We start from the raw sequence: 15,092 nt of genomic DNA, 5'->3' as shown, positions 1-15,092 counted from the left end.
GTTCCAACAAGCACGCCGTTCAGGCGTCATCCCGCCATGAAATTTCCCGTTCCCCTTGCCGCGGCAGCGTTGACCGCGGGGTTGCTGGTCGTCGCTTCGCCGTTTGCGTTCGCGCAGAATTCCCCGGGCGTGCCCGGCGGCATCCTGAGCGAACAGTTCCGACTGAACGAACATCCGCAGATGCCGTTCGCGGCATCGGCGCCGTCGGACAAATACCAGACCGGCAAGAAGTCGGCGTTGCGCCGCAAGGGCGACCTGGGCGACCCGAACGGCTGCAACCTGAAGTGCCCGATGGATGCCCGGTAGCGCGCAGGCAGTTGGCCTGTGCCCAAGTGGGGTGCTGTCTTCTGCGTCACGGATCGATCAACCGACAGACCTGCTACCCGCGCTCCACCCCATCCTGCTTTGTTCGAGCCCCGCGAAGCCTGCGCTTTGCGGGGCTCGTGCTTTTCCGCGGCCCTTCATGCAACGCGGGAGACGAAACGGCGATTTGCCCGCATCACCTTTCGGGCAGGGGTCTAGGGTTAACCCGTAAATCAGGAAGGATGTCTTCCTGAAACCTGCCTTATTCTTAAGCATCCACCTACATAAACTTCGGTTTGTCGGCGCTGATCAAGAGTGTTCACCGCCGAATCAGACAAATCTGGAGGTAGGTCATCATGAAGTCGCTCGTTCAAGCCGTTGTCGTTGCTGCCGCTCTCGTTGCCCCGGTTGCGTCGTTCGCCCAGTCGGGCTCGACGATCACCCGTGCGCAGGTCCGCGCCGAACTGGTTCAACTCCAGCAAGCCGGTTACAACTCCGCCCGCGGCGAAGATCCGCATTATCCGGAAGCGATCCAGGCCGCAACCGCGCGTGTCGCGGAGCAGCAGCGCAGCGCCCTGGCTCAAGCTCAAGGCGCCGACGCCAGCGGCTACGGTGCGCAGGCACAGGGCGCATCGGCGTCGGGTTCGCGCGCAATGGGCGTGCGCCCGGCCAGCGCGGACGAAATGAAGTCGCTGTATCGCGGCAGTTGAGCCCCGCGTCGCCGGTCACGGTCGGGGCCCAAGTTGTGCCCAAACCCTGACCAGCGGGCCGGCCGCTGCGCGGCGCAATCGCTGATGGGGCGACCGCGCCAGGACATCCGTCACCTCCTGCCGCCGGAGCACCGGTGGCATTCCGCCCGGCCCGTCCGGGGCTGGGTGCTTTTTCGGAAGGAGTCGGCGTGCGTGTCGCCGGCAACAAAAAACCCCGCAGACTGGCGTCATGCGGGGTTCGTGCGACGAGCACGGAATTTGGTGGAGGCGGCGGGAATCGAACCCGCGTCCAGAAGCGCTCCACGACTAGTTCTACATGTTTAGTTCGGTCTTTTGATTTAACCGCAGCGACGCGGACGAACACGCTGCACTACGGCGATTCGCTAAGTTTTCGACCCTGGCGTCGCGACGCCGACAGGGCTTAACTGACGTAAATGACCTCTGGCGGTATTGCTACCGGTCTTGCGACACTAGCCCGTCAGTGAACTAGGCAGAGGACGGCGGCCCTTAGGCTGCCAGTGCGAACGTATCGTCGTTTGCAGTTACGATTTTCCCATTGATTAACGAGGTGACGGGTCCTCGACATGCCCTAGCCGCTTCACAACCCCTGTCGAAACCAGGTCGCCCCCGCGGATAAGATCAACCATTATAGCCCAACATCGCGCAGCAGGTGCCGCAGTTCCTGCGTCGAACCGACGAGATGCTGCGCTTGCCAGTCAGCCGGCGCCGCGCCGTCGCCGCAGTAGCCGTACGCGGCGGCGACCGTCGCCATGCCAGCGGCGCTTCCGGCCTGAATGTCGCGAAGATCGTCGCCGACATAGACGATGCGCTCGGGCGCGAGCGCCATCTGCGCTGCCGCATGCAGCAGCGGAGCCGGGTGCGGCTTCGAGTGCGGCGTTGTGTCGCCCCCGACGATGCAGGCCGCGCGCGACGACAGGCCGAGCAGGTCGGCCAGCGGCGCCGTGAAGCGCATCGCCTTGTTCGTGACGATGCCCCAGCGCACGCCGCGCGCATCGAGTTCGTCGAGCACGTCGCCGATGCCGGGAAACAGCGTGGTATGTACGCAGATATCCGTTGCGTAATTGATCAGGAACTCGTCGCGCATCGCTTCGTAGCCGGGCGTGTGCGGATCGATGCCGAACGCGCCGCCCAACAGGCCCCGCGCGCCGGCGGACGCCAGCGGCCGCAACACGTCGAGCGGCGTTTCGGGCAGGCCGCGCGCGCGCTGCATCTTGTTGACGGCTGCCGCGAGATCGGGCGCTGTGTCGGCGAGCGTGCCGTCCAGGTCGAACAGGACCGCATCGCAGTGCAGCAGGCGCGGTTCGTCTGCGATCCGCGCGGTCGAAAGGGGAGTCGTCATGCCGTTCGTAGGGTCACGCGCCGCGGCGGCACGCGACGAGGTAGTTGATGTCGGTGTCGTTCGACAGCGCGAAGCGCTTGCCGATCGGGTGATACGTGATGCCCTTGATCTCGACGATGTGCAGATCCGTCGCGCGCACGAAACCGGCCAGTTCCGACGGGCGGATGAAGCGCGCGTAGTCGTGCGTGCCCTTCGGCAGCATTTGCGCGATGTACTCCGCGCCGATCACGGCGAACAGGTAGGACTTCAGGTTGCGGTTCAGCGTCGAGAAGAACACCCAGCCGCCCGGCTTCACGAGCGTCGCGCACGCGGCCACGATATCGCCGGGCGACGGCACGTGCTCGAGCATCTCCATGCACGTGACGACGTCGTAGGTGCCGGGTTCGCGCGCGGCGATCGCTTCGGCGGCGATCGCCTCGTATTCGACCGAAATGCCGCTTTCGAGGCTGTGCAGGTCGGCCACGCCCAGCGCTTCGGTCGACAGATCGATGCCTTTCACCTGGGCGCCGAGCCCGGCCATCGATTCGGACAGGATGCCGCCGCCGCAGCCGATGTCGAGCGCGCGCTTGCCGGCCAGATGCGCATGGGCATCGATCCAGCCGAGCCGGACCGGGTTCAGGTCGTGCAGCGGTTTGAATTCGGCATTCGGATCCCACCACCGATGGGCGAGGTCGCTGAATTTCTGGAGTTCGTGCGGATCGGCGTTGGTCATGTCGGCAAACGGGCTACGAGAGGAGGGCGGTGCTTCGGTGCGTCAGCCCCGAGTATATAAGCGGGCGAACGACGAGGCCAGCGAGCGCCTGGACGGGCGTCAATGAAAAAGCCCCGCCGGAGCGGGGCTTTGAAGCAGTCGAGAGCCGCGGCTTAGTTTGCCGGAACGGTCGTCTTTTCCACTTGCTGCGTACCAACCACTTCGACTTCCACGCGGCGGTCCGGTGCGAGGCAGGCGATGAGTTGCTTGCGGTTCTTCTGGTTGCAGCCAGTCGTAACCGGGTTGCGCTTGCCCTTGCCTTCCGTGTAGATCTTGTTGGCCGGCACACCCTTGCTGACCAGGTACGACTTCACGGCTTGAGCACGGCGCAGCGACAGGCGGTCGTTGTACTTGTCCGAACCGATGCGGTCCGTGTAGCCCGTTGCAACGACCACTTCCGTGTTCATGCCTTGGATCTTCGAAGCCAGTTCGTCCAGCTTCTGCTTGCCCAGCGGCTTCAGCGTTGCCTTGTCGAAGTCGAACAGTGCGTCGGCTTGATACGTGATCTTCTGGCTCGAGATGACCGGAGCGACCGGAGCGACCGGCGGCTGCGGTGCCTGGGCGACCAGTGCGCCATCGCACTTGGCGTTGGCGGTGGCCGGCGTCCAGAACGCATCGCGCCAGCAGAGCTCGTTCGTGCCGTTCATCCACACCCATTCGCCCGTGCCGTTCACCCAGTTGTCATTGACGGCCTGACGCGACGCCGGCACCGATTGTGCCGAAGCGGATGCAGCCATAACTGCGGTAGCTGCAATGAACGCGAGCTTTGAAAGTTTATTCATATTTCTCCTCTCGAAATTGAGATTACCGCAGGTTTACTGCGAGCCTGTTGACGGTGACAAGTCATACATTGCTCGAAGTATAACATTGGTGCGGCACAAAAATGCGGCGCCGCTCCTTGTAGGTAGACTTCGAGCAGCGTCTAACTTTCAGTGCGTTGGCATTTTGCCATATCGTTCCCTTCCTACGAAAAAAAAATCCTCCCCACCCCAAGATCGCTTCAACTTTGTGGTGCATGCGCAACACCGGCCTGCCGCAACTTTTAGAAATTGTCAAGAGCGCGCGTGAGGTTGCGCGCCGGCGTGCGGTTGTTTACGCGTGCGCACGAAACGCGCGCCGCGCAGTCGTCCGCGATGTCGGGTCCGAGCCGGGCGCGCGGTTGCGTCCGGCTTGCCGCCGCCGCGATTTTCGCTATCTATATATAGAGGGGGAGGCGAATTGGCGGCTGATGGGCGCATGTTAGAATCTCGCGTTGCGTTGCGCATGCAGCGCCCACGCGAAAGGCGTTCGCCGTCTTCGCTCCGAAACGATACGGATACATGGATCAATTCGCCAAAGAGACCCTGCCCACCTCCCTAGAGGAGGAAATGCGCCGTTCGTATCTCGATTACGCGATGAGCGTGATCGTCGGACGTGCCCTCCCGGATGTCCGCGATGGCCTGAAGCCCGTGCATCGGCGCGTGCTGTTCGCGATGCACGAACTGAACAACGACTGGAACCGCGCGTACAAGAAGTCGGCGCGTATCGTCGGTGACGTGATCGGTAAATACCACCCTCACGGCGATACCGCGGTCTACGGCACGATCGTGCGGATGGCGCAGGATTTCTCGCTGCGCTACATGCTGATCGACGGGCAGGGCAACTTCGGCTCGATCGACGGCGACAATGCCGCGGCGATGCGCTACACCGAAATTCGCATGGCGAAGATCGGTCACGAGCTGCTCGCCGACATCGACAAGGAAACGGTCGATTTCGAGCCGAACTACGACGGCAACGAAATGCAGCCGTCGGTCCTGCCGTCGCGCATCCCGAACCTGCTGATCAACGGCTCGTCGGGCATCGCGGTCGGCATGGCGACCAACATCCCGCCGCACAACCTGAACGAAGTCGTCGACGCGTGCCAGCACCTGCTGGGCAACCCGGACGCGACGATCGACGAGCTGATCGAGATCATCCCGGCGCCGGACTTCCCGACGGCCGGCATCATCTACGGCGTCGCCGGCGTGCGCGACGGCTACCGCACCGGGCGCGGCCGCGTCGTGATGCGCGCGGCCACGCACTTCGAGGAGATCGACCGCGGCCAGCGGATGGCGATCATCGTCGACGAGCTGCCGTACCAGGTGAACAAGCGCTCGCTGCTCGAGCGGATCGCCGAGCTCGTCAACGAGAAGAAGCTCGAGGGCATCTCCGACATCCGCGACGAGTCCGACAAGAGCGGCATGCGCGTCGTGATCGAGCTCAAGCGCGGCGAAGTGCCCGAAGTGGTGCTGAACAACCTGTACAAGGCGACGCAGCTGCAGGACACGTTCGGCATGAACATGGTCGCGCTCGTCGACGGCCAGCCGAAGCTGCTGAACCTGAAGGAAATCCTGCAGTGCTTCCTGTCGCACCGGCGCGAAGTGCTGACGCGCCGCACGATCTACGAACTGCGCAAGGCCCGCGAACGCGGCCACGTGCTCGAAGGTCTCGCGGTCGCGCTTGCGAACATCGACGAATTCATCGCGATCATCAAGGCCGCGCCGACGCCGCCGATCGCGAAGCAGGAGCTGATGGCGAAGCCGTGGGATTCGTCGCTCGTGCGCGAGATGCTGACGCGCGCCGAGAGCGAGAACGCGGCGGCCGGCGGCCGTTCCGCGTACCGTCCGGAAGGCCTGAACCCGGCGTTCGGGATGCAGGGCGACGGGCTGTACCGCCTGTCCGACACGCAGGCGCAGGAAATCCTGCAGATGCGTCTGCAGCGCCTGACCGGCCTCGAGCAGGACAAGATCATCGGCGAGTACCGCGACGTGATGGCGCAGATCGCCGACCTGCTGGACATCCTCGCGCGCCCCGAGCGGATCACGACGATGATCGGCGACGAGCTGACCTCGGTGAAGGCCGAATTCGGCGACGCGCGCCGCTCGAGGATCGAGCTGAACGCGACCGAGCTGAACACCGAGGATCTGATCACGCCGCAGGACATGGTCGTCACGATGTCGCACGCGGGCTACGTGAAGTCGCAGCCGCTGTCCGAGTACCGCGCGCAGAAGCGCGGCGGTCGCGGCAAGCAGGCGACGCAGATGAAGGAAGACGACTGGATCGAGACGCTGTTCATCGCGAACACGCACGATTACATCCTGTGCTTCTCGAACCGCGGCCGCGTGTACTGGGTCAAGGTCTATGAAGTGCCGCAGGGCTCGCGCAACTCGCGCGGCCGTCCGATCGTCAACATGTTCCCGCTGCAGGAAGGTGAGAAGATCAACGTCGTGCTGCCGGTCAAGGAATTCTCGGCCGACAAGTTCATCTTCATGGCGACGTCGCTCGGCACCGTGAAGAAGACGCCGCTCGAGGCATTCAGCCGCCCGATGAAGAAGGGCATCATCGCGGTCGGCCTCGACGACGGCGACTACCTGATCGGTGCGTCGATCACCGACGGCGCGCACGACGTGATGCTGTTCTCCGACGCCGGCAAGGCCGTGCGTTTCGACGAGAACGACGTGCGTCCGATGGGGCGCGAGGCGCGCGGCGTGCGCGGCATGCAGCTCGAGGACGGGCAGCAGGTCATCGCGATGCTGGTTGCCGGCAGCGAGGAGCAGACCGTGCTCACCGCGACCGAAAACGGCTACGGCAAGCGCACGCCGATCACCGAGTACACGCGCCATGGCCGCGGCACGAAGGGTATGATCGCGATCCAGACGTCCGAGCGCAACGGCAAGGTCGTGGCCGCGACGCTCGTCGACGCCGAGGATCAGATCATGCTGATCACGACGGCCGGCGTGTTGATTCGCACCCGTGTTTCCGAGATACGCGAGATGGGGCGCGCCACGCAAGGTGTTACACTCATCAGTCTCGATGAGGGTACCAAGCTCTCTGGCCTGCAGCAGATCGCGGAGGCCGAAGAGGGAGAGGGCGAAGCCGACGAGGCGTCGGACGGCGAAGCCTGAAGAACGGATGAGACTCTGGCCGCCGCGGGCGAAAAGCGCCGCGGCCGGCGAGCAACCATTCATATTTCCAAAAGGGAGTGATGATGCAAAAGCAATTCAAGCAACTGGTTCTGCTGGCTGCACTGGTGCCGACGTTCGCGATGGCGCAGGCGCTGTCGAATTCCGCACCGGCTGCTCCGGCGGCAGCTGCGCCGATCGACGCCGACAAGAAGGCTGCGATCAAGGATCTGCTCGACGCGATCGACGCGCCGAAGCTCGTGTCGGCAATCGGCAACAGCGCCGAAATGCAGGCGAAGCAGCTCGTACCGGCCATCCTGTCGGACGCGCTGTCGGAAAACAAGACGCTGAACGACAAGCAGAAGCAGGCTGCCGTTCCGACGCTGCAGAAGAACGCGGTGCCGAAGCTGGTCGACGGCGCAGGCAAGGTGTTCGGCACGCAGCAGTTCCAGAGCGATGCGATGTCGGCGCAGTACGACGCGTACGCGAAGTACTACAGCACGTCGGAGATCAAGGATCTGACGACGTTCTACAAGAGCCCGACGGGCCGCAAGTTCATCCAGGTTCAGGATCAGGTCGGTCGCGACGTGGTCAACGGCCTGATGCAGAAGTACATGCCGCAAGCGATCCAGGCAACGCGTACGCAGGCTGACAAGGAAGTCGCAGCAGTCAAGCCGGGCAAGTAAGCCGTCCGGGCGCGCCCCCGGCCGTTCGGCCGGGTTTGGCGGGAGCCTGACGACAGTGCGATAATGGCCGTTTGCGCGCGAGCGCAAACGGCCATTTCTTTTCTGGCGCGTTTTGCCGGCGGCAAGCCGGTCGCGTCCTTCCCGAGGTTTTCACGATGCGCGTCTTTAATTTCTCCGCCGGCCCGGCGGCGATGCCCGAGGAAGTGCTGCGGCAAGCCGCCGACGAAATGCTCGACTGGCACGGCAGCGGCATGAGCGTGATGGAGATGAGCCATCGCGGCAAGGAATTCATGTCGATCCACGAGGCCGCGCTGACCGATCTGCGCGACCTGCTCGGCGTGCCGGCGAGCCACCGGATCCTGTTCCTGCAGGGCGGCGGCATCGCGGAAAACGCGATCGTGCCGATGAACCTGCTCGGCTCGCGCAAGACGGCCGACTTCGTCGTGACGGGTTCGTGGTCGCAGAAATCGTTCGGCGAGGCGAAGAAGTTCTGCACGCCGCATCTGGCCGCGACCGGCAAGACGGAGGACGGCTTCACGCGTGCGCCCGCGCGGGCCGAATGGCAGTTGTCCGACGATCCGGCCTACGTGCATCTGTGCACCAACGAGACGATCGACGGCGTCGAGACGTTCGAGATTCCCGATCTCGGCGACGTGCCGCTGGTCGCGGATGTCTCGTCGCACATCCTGTCGCGCCCGATGGACGTCGCGAAATACGGCGTGCTGTTCGGCGGCGCGCAGAAGAACATCGGGATGGCCGGCGTGACGGTCGTGATCGTGCGCGAGGATCTGCTCGATCGCGCGCTGTCGATCTGTCCGTCCGCGTTCGAATGGAAGACCATCGCCGCGAACAACTCGCTGTACAACACGCCGCCCACCTACGCGATCTACATCGCGGGCCTCGTGTTCCAGTGGCTGAAGCGGCAGGGCGGCCTCGAAGCGATCGAGGCCCGCAACACCGAAAAGGCGAAGCTGCTCTACGACACGATCGACGCGAGCAGTTTCTATCTGAACAAGGTCGAGCCGGCAGCACGTTCGCGCATGAACGTGCCGTTTTTCCTGGCCGACGAATCGCGCAACGAAGACTTCCTTGCCGGCGCAAAGGCGCGCGGGCTGCTGCAGCTGAAGGGCCACAAGTCCGTCGGCGGCATGCGGGCGTCGATCTACAACGCGGTGCCGCTCGAGGGCGTGAAGGCGCTCGTCGAGTACATGAAGGACTTCGAGCGGCGCGGCGCCTGACGGCGGCGCTGTTCAAACAGCACGGCAAAACGCATGGACGACGAACTGAATTCCCGCCTGAAACCGCTGCGCGACCGCATCGACGCGATCGACGCGCAGCTGATCGCGCTCCTGAACCAGCGCGCCGCGGTGGCCCTCGAGGTGGGCGAGGTCAAGAAGCATTTCAACGCGCCGGTGTTCCGGCCGGAGCGTGAGCTGCAGGTGATCGCGCGGCTGCAGGACATGAGCGCCGGGCCGCTCGCGAGCGAGCACATCAGCGCCATCTGGCGCGAGATCATGGCGGCGAGCCGCGCGCTCGAGCAGACGATCCACGTCGCGTTCCTCGGGCCGGTCGGCACGTATAGCGAGCAGGCGATGCTCGAGTATTTCGGCCAGTCGATCGAAGGGCTGCCGTGCCCGTCGATCGACGAGGTGTTCCGCTCGGTCGAGGCCGGTGCGTCCGCATTCGGCATCGCGCCGGTCGAGAATTCGACCGAAGGCGCCGTCTCGCGCACGCTCGACCTGCTGCTGCAGACCCAGCTGGTGATCAGCGGCGAGCTCGCGCTGCCCATCCATCACAACCTGCTCACGCAGAGCGGCACGCTCGACGGCGTGAAACGTGTCTGCGCACATGCGCAGGCGCTCGCGCAATGCCAGCAGTGGCTCGCGGCGAATGCGCCGCAGCTCGAGCGGCAAGCCGTGGCGAGCAACGCGGAGGCCGCGCGCCTCGCAGCGGCCGATCCGACCGTCGCCGCGATCGCGGGCGACCGCGCGGCCGCGCACTACGGTTTGCAGATCGCGTTCTCGCTGATCCAGGACGACCCACACAACCGCACGCGCTTCGTGATCGTCGGCAAGCAGCCGGCCGGCCAAAGCGGTCACGACCAGACGTCGCTGATCGTGTCGGTGAAGAACGAGCCGGGCGCCGTGTTCAAGCTGCTCGAGCCGCTCGCGCGGCACGGCGTGTCGATGACGCGCTTCGAATCGCGTCCGGCCCGCGTCGGCACGTGGGAGTACTACTTCTACATCGACATCGAAGGGCGCCGCGACGATGCGGCGGTGGCGGCCGCGCTCGCGGAACTCGGTCAGAAGGCCGCGTTCCTGAAGATACTCGGCTCGTATCCGCGCGCACGGTGACGCGCTGCGGCCCGGCGCCTGCTTGCGCAGGCGTGGTGGCCGGGCGGGCAGGGCAGGCCGGTCGGCGCTGCCGAAGGCGGGCTCGGGCAGTATCCGGTGCAGATTGCGCCGGGTGCGGGCCCGTTGCCCGGAATCTGGAATTCCGCGTGCGGGGCGTCGTTTCGCGCGCGTAACTTGGCTCTTGTCGTGTCAGGCTTTGCATTCAACAAACTGGTCATCTTCGGCGTCGGCCTGATCGGCGGGTCGCTCGCGCGCGCGTTGCGCGAGCGCGCGCCGGGCAGCGCGGGCGAGATCGTCGGCGTGGGCCGTTCGCACGCGTCGGTCGAGCGCGCGCTGTCGCTCGGCGTGATCGACCGTGCGGCGGCGCTCGACGACGACGCGCAATTGCGCGACGCGCTGGCCGGCGCCGATCTCGTCCTGCTGGCCGCGCCCGTCGCGCAGACGGGCCCGTTGCTCGCGCGCATCGCGCCGTGGCTCGACCGCGCGACGATCGTCACCGATGCGGGCAGCACCAAGTCCGATGTCGTCGCGGCGGCGCGCGAAGCGCTCGGCGCGCGCATCGCGCAGTTCGTGCCGGGTCATCCGATCGCGGGGCGCGAATCGAGCGGTGTCGAGGCCGCGTTGCCGGATCTCTACGTCGGCCGCAACGTCGTGCTTTGCCCGTTGCCGGAGAACGCGCCCGAAGCCGTGGCGCGGATCGATGCGATGTGGCGCGCGACCGGCGCCGACGTGCGCACGATGAGCACCGAGCAGCATGATCGCGTATTTGCGTCGATCAGCCATCTGCCGCACGTGCTGTCGTTCGCGCTCGTCGAGCAGATTCTCGGCGAAGCCGACGCGGAACTGAAATTCTCGTACGCGGCCGGCGGTTTCCGCGATTTCACGCGCATCGCGGCGTCGAACCCGGAAATGTGGCGCGACGTGTGCGTCGCGAATCGCGCGGCGCTGCTCGACGAGCTCGACGGCTATACGCGCGTGCTCACGCGGTTGCGCGCGGCGATCGACGCCGGCGACGGCGCGGCGCTCGAAGCCGTATTCACGCGCTCGCGCGCCGCACGCAAGGCATGGCAGGAACGCGGCGGCACGCCGGCTGCCGAACCGGTCAAGAAATAACAGGACGATTCCCATGGACTATCTCGATCTCGGCCCATACTCCAGCGCATCGGGCACCGTGCGCCTGCCCGGCTCGAAGAGCATTTCGAACCGCGTGCTGCTGCTCGCGGCGCTCGCCGAAGGCGAAACGACGATCACCAACCTGCTCGACTCCGACGACACGCGCGTGATGCTCGACGCGCTCGGCAAGCTCGGCGTGAAGCTCGCGCGCGACGGCGACACCTGTGTCGTCACCGGCACGCGCGGCGCGTTCACCGCGAAGACGGCCGACCTGTTCCTCGGCAACGCGGGCACGGCCGTTCGGCCGCTGACCGCCGCGCTCGCGGTGAACGGCGGCGACTACCGCGTGCACGGCGTGCCGCGCATGCACGAGCGGCCGATCGGCGATCTCGTCGACGGCTTGCGCCAGATCGGCGCGCAGATCGACTACGAGCTCAACGACGGCTACCCGCCGCTGCGGATCAAGCCGGCGACGATCTCGGTCGACGCGCCGATCCGCGTGCGCGGCGACGTGTCGAGCCAGTTCCTCACTGCGCTGCTGATGACGCTGCCGCTCGTGAAGGCGAAGGAGGGCAGGACCGTCGTCGAAGTCGACGGCGAGCTGATCTCGAAGCCGTACATCGACATCACGATCCGGCTCATGGCGCGTTTCGGCGTGACCGTCGAGCGCGACGGCTGGCAGCGCTTCGTCGTGCCGGCCGGCGTCCGCTACCGCTCGCCGGGGCGGATCATGGTCGAGGGCGACGCGTCGTCCGCGTCGTACTTTCTCGCGGCCGGCGCGTTGGGCGGCGGCCCGTTGCGGGTCGAGGGCGTGGGGCGCGCGAGTATCCAGGGCGACGTCGGTTTCGCGAACGCGCTGATGCAGATGGGCGCGAACGTGACGATGGGCGACGACTGGATCGACGTGCGCGGCATCGGCCACGATCACGGCAAGCTCGAGCCGATCGACATGGACTTCAACCTGATTCCCGACGCGGCGATGACCATCGCGGTCGCGGCGCTGTTCGCGAACGGCACGAGCACGTTGCGCAACATCGCGAGCTGGCGCGTGAAGGAGACGGACCGCATCGCCGCGATGGCGACCGAGCTGCGCAAGGTCGGCGCGATCGTCGAGGAAGGCCCCGACTATCTCGTCGTCACGCCGCCGGAAAAGCTCACGCCGAATGCGGCGATCGATACGTACGACGATCACCGGATGGCGATGTGCTTCTCGCTCGTCAGCCTGGGCGGCGTGCCCGTGCGGATCAACGATCCGAAGTGCGTCGGCAAGACGTTCCCCGACTATTTCGACCGCTTCGCCGCGCTCGCCAAGGCCTGACCCGACTGTTCCGATGAAATCCACCCGACCCTTTCACCCGACTCCCGTCATCACGATCGACGGCCCGACCGCTTCCGGCAAGGGCACCGTCGCGGCGCTCGTCGCCGCGCACCTGGGTTTTCACCTGCTCGACAGCGGCGCGCTGTACCGGCTCGCGGCGCTCGCGAGCGTGCGCTACGGCATCGCCGCGGAAGACGTCGACGCGCTGGTGAAGCTGATCGACGACCTGCACATCACGTTCCGTGAAGGTTGCGCGCAGCTCGACGGCGTCGACGTGTCGAACGACATCCGCGCCGAAGCGGTCGGCAACCGCGCGTCGGCCATCGCCGTGCACGGGCCCGTGCGCACCGCGCTCGTCGCGCGCCAGCGCGCGTTCCGCAAGACGCCGGGCCTCGTGGCGGACGGGCGCGACATGGGCACCGTGATCTTCCCGGACGCCGTGCTGAAGGTGTTCCTGACGGCCAGCGCCGAGGCACGCGCGACCAGGCGGCATAAGCAATTGATGCAAAAAGGTTTTTCTGCTAATATAGATGACTTGCTCCGGGATCTTCGTGAACGTGACGCGCGCGACAGCAATCGCGCGGCCGCGCCGCTGAAGCCTGCGGCAGATGCCAAGCTGCTCGATACGTCGGCACTTTCGGTCGATGAAGCCGTCGACCAAGTGCTGCAGTGGTACCGGGCACTCGGCCAGCCGGCCTGAGAAGGCAGGCAGCGGTAGGTGCTTCGCGTCGCAAGCGCGGAGCGTGTTTCGAACCCTTAACCCCGTGTGGTCCTCGATCTGGCCCTTTCAGCCTGCCATTCCGGCCGGCGTGGCACAGCGAGCCATGCACAATCAGATTTTTATGTCCGACCTGCAAACCTCCAACCCGAATACCGAATCCTTTGCGGCTCTGTTCGAAGAGTCGCTGACCCGCCAAGACATGCGCGCCGGCGAAGTGATCTCCGCCGAAGTCGTGCGCGTCGACCACAACTTCGTGGTCGTCAATGCAGGCCTGAAGTCCGAGGCTTACATTCCGATCGAGGAATTCCTGAACGATCAGGGCGAGGTTGAGGTGCAGTCGGGCGATTTCGTGTCCGTCGCGATCGACGCACTCGAAAACGGCTACGGCGACACGATCCTGTCGCGCGACAAGGCGAAGCGCCTTGCATCGTGGCTGTCGCTGGAAAAGGCGCTCGACAACAACGAGCTCGTCACCGGCACCATCACCGGCAAGGTGAAGGGCGGCATGACCGTGATGGTCAACGGCATCCGCGCGTTCCTGCCGGGTTCGCTGGTCGACACGCGTCCGGTCAAGGACACGACCCCGTACGAAGGCAAGACGCTCGAGTTCCGCGTGATCAAGCTCGATCGCAAGCGTAACAACGTCGTGCTGTCGCGTCGTGCAGTGATCGAAGCCACGCAAGGCGAAGAGCGCGCGAAGCTGCTCGAGACGCTGAAGGAAGGCGCGATCGTCAACGGCGTGGTCAAGAACATCACCGACTACGGCGCGTTCGTCGACCTCGGCGGCATCGACGGCCTGCTGCACATCACCGACATCGCATGGCGTCGCGTGCGTCACCCGAGCGAAGTCCTGTCGGTTGGCCAGGAAGTCACCGCGAAGATCCTCAAGTTCGACCAGGAGAAGAACCGCGTCTCGCTGGGCATCAAGCAACTGGGCGACGATCCGTGGGAAGGCATCTCGCGCCGCTACCCGTCGGGCACGCGCCTGTTCGGCAAGGTCACGAACATCACCGACTACGGCGCATTCGTCGAAGTGGAATCGGGCATCGAAGGCCTCGTCCACGTGTCGGAAATGGACTGGACCAACAAGAACGTTGCGCCGTCGAAGGTTGTCCAGCTGGGCGACGAAGTCGAAGTCATGGTCCTCGAGATCGACGAAGACCGCCGTCGTATCAGCCTCGGCATGAAGCAGTGCAAGCCGAATCCGTGGGATGACTTCAGCCGCAACTTCAAGAAGGGCGACAAGATCACGGGCGCGATCAAGTCGATCACCGACTTCGGCGTGTTCATCGGTCTGCCGGGCGGCATCGACGGCCTGGTCCACCTGTCGGACCTGTCGTGGAGCGAAGCCGGCGAAGAAGCCGTTCGCAAGTACAAGAAGGGCGACGAAGTCGAAGCAATCGTGCTCGGTATCGACGTCGAGAAGGAGCGCATTTCGCTCGGCATCAAGCAGCTCGAAGGCGACCCGTTCAGCAACTACGTTGCCATGAACGACAAGGGCTCGATCGTCGACGGCGTCGTGAAGACGGTCGATGCGAAGGGTGCGGTCGTCACGCTGACGGGCGACGTCGAAGGCTACCTGCGTGCGTCGGAAATCTCGCAGGATCGCGTCGAAGACGCACGCAACGTGCTGAAGGAAGGCGACAAGGTCAACGCGATGGTGATCAACATCGATCGCAAGTCGCGCGGCATCAACCTGTCGATCAAGGCGAAGGATTCGGCCGAGCAACAGGAAGCGATCCGCGGCCTGCAGTCGGACACGAGCGCTGCCGCGACCGGTACGACCAACCTCGGCGCGCTGCTGAAGGCGAAGCTCGACGGCCAGAACCAGTAAGCCTTACGAGGTCTGCTGAAGT

At 65.2% G+C, this 15,092-nt stretch carries 13 protein-coding genes and 1 other RNA gene; 10 read left to right on the top strand and 4 right to left on the bottom strand.

From position 1 onward, the window contains the following. The first annotated feature begins 36 nt into the window (after positions 1-36). Positions 37-306 (top strand): hypothetical protein, encoded by a 270-nt coding sequence (locus tag LGN10_RS05110; protein ID WP_059574073.1) that lies wholly within the window; start codon positions 37-39, stop codon positions 304-306. A gap of 353 nt (positions 307-659) precedes the next feature. Continuing rightward, complete coding sequence (locus tag LGN10_RS05105) at positions 660-1,013, top strand: DUF4148 domain-containing protein (RefSeq protein WP_099316180.1); 354 nt, start codon at positions 660-662, stop codon at positions 1,011-1,013. Between the two features lie 259 nt (positions 1,014-1,272). On the opposite strand, the gene ssrA is transcribed toward LGN10_RS05105, so the two are convergent. The 4 genes from ssrA to ompA all read right to left on the bottom strand — a co-directional run bounded on the left by ssrA (position 1,273) and on the right by ompA (position 3,906). Continuing rightward, positions 1,273-1,642: a transfer-messenger RNA gene (gene ssrA, locus LGN10_RS05100) on the bottom strand. Between the two features lie 17 nt (positions 1,643-1,659). Next, positions 1,660-2,373 (bottom strand): phosphoglycolate phosphatase, encoded by a 714-nt coding sequence (gph, locus tag LGN10_RS05095; protein ID WP_226222037.1) that lies wholly within the window; start codon positions 2,371-2,373, stop codon positions 1,660-1,662. Positions 2,374-2,386: 13 nt separating this feature from the next. Then, complete coding sequence (gene ubiG / locus LGN10_RS05090; protein WP_023475819.1) at positions 2,387-3,085, bottom strand: bifunctional 2-polyprenyl-6-hydroxyphenol methylase/3-demethylubiquinol 3-O-methyltransferase UbiG; 699 nt, start codon at positions 3,083-3,085, stop codon at positions 2,387-2,389. Between the two features lie 152 nt (positions 3,086-3,237). Then, positions 3,238-3,906: an outer membrane protein OmpA gene (ompA, locus tag LGN10_RS05085; protein WP_059574070.1), complete on the bottom strand. Its 669-nt coding sequence runs from the start codon at positions 3,904-3,906 to the stop codon at positions 3,238-3,240. 537 nt (positions 3,907-4,443) lie between these two features. Between ompA and gyrA the strand changes: the two genes are divergently transcribed. The 8 genes from gyrA (at position 4,444) to rpsA (ending at position 15,070) form a co-directional block, all read left to right on the top strand. Continuing rightward, entirely contained in the window at positions 4,444-7,047 is a 2,604-nt protein-coding gene (gyrA, locus tag LGN10_RS05080; RefSeq protein ID WP_226222035.1) for a DNA gyrase subunit A, read from the top strand. Positions 7,048-7,130: 83 nt separating this feature from the next. After that, positions 7,131-7,730 carry a DUF2059 domain-containing protein gene (locus LGN10_RS05075; protein WP_006486966.1) on the top strand — a complete coding sequence of 200 codons (600 nt, stop codon included), beginning with the start codon at positions 7,131-7,133 and terminating at the stop codon, positions 7,728-7,730. Positions 7,731-7,885: 155 nt separating this feature from the next. Further along, the gene (gene serC, locus LGN10_RS05070; protein WP_059574068.1) at positions 7,886-8,968 is read left to right on the top strand and encodes a 3-phosphoserine/phosphohydroxythreonine transaminase; all 1,083 of its coding nucleotides are present in this window, start codon (positions 7,886-7,888) and stop codon (positions 8,966-8,968) included. Positions 8,969-9,001: 33 nt separating this feature from the next. Beyond that, on the top strand, positions 9,002-10,084 hold the full coding sequence (gene pheA / locus LGN10_RS05065; protein ID WP_226222033.1) for a prephenate dehydratase: 1,083 nt from the start codon (positions 9,002-9,004) through the stop codon (positions 10,082-10,084). 186 nt (positions 10,085-10,270) lie between these two features. Continuing rightward, positions 10,271-11,197, top strand: a complete 927-nt coding sequence (locus tag LGN10_RS05060) for a prephenate dehydrogenase (RefSeq protein ID WP_124657635.1) — start codon at positions 10,271-10,273, stop codon at positions 11,195-11,197. A 13-nt stretch (positions 11,198-11,210) separates the two neighbouring features. Then, positions 11,211-12,515, top strand: a complete 1,305-nt coding sequence (gene aroA / locus LGN10_RS05055) for a 3-phosphoshikimate 1-carboxyvinyltransferase (protein ID WP_059638209.1) — start codon at positions 11,211-11,213, stop codon at positions 12,513-12,515. 13 nt (positions 12,516-12,528) lie between these two features. Next, entirely contained in the window at positions 12,529-13,215 is a 687-nt protein-coding gene (gene cmk, locus LGN10_RS05050; protein WP_059574065.1) for a (d)CMP kinase, read from the top strand. Positions 13,216-13,357: 142 nt separating this feature from the next. Then, positions 13,358-15,070, top strand: a complete 1,713-nt coding sequence (rpsA, locus tag LGN10_RS05045; RefSeq protein ID WP_059574327.1) for a 30S ribosomal protein S1 — start codon at positions 13,358-13,360, stop codon at positions 15,068-15,070. Positions 15,071-15,092: the final 22 nt, after the last annotated feature.

Source organism: Burkholderia sp. AU32262 (assembly GCF_020419985.1).
Classification (GTDB): domain Bacteria; phylum Pseudomonadota; class Gammaproteobacteria; order Burkholderiales; family Burkholderiaceae; genus Burkholderia; species Burkholderia semiarida.
The sequence above is the reverse complement of the archived record's forward strand: the minus strand, read 5'-3'. Positions and strand labels throughout refer to the sequence as shown.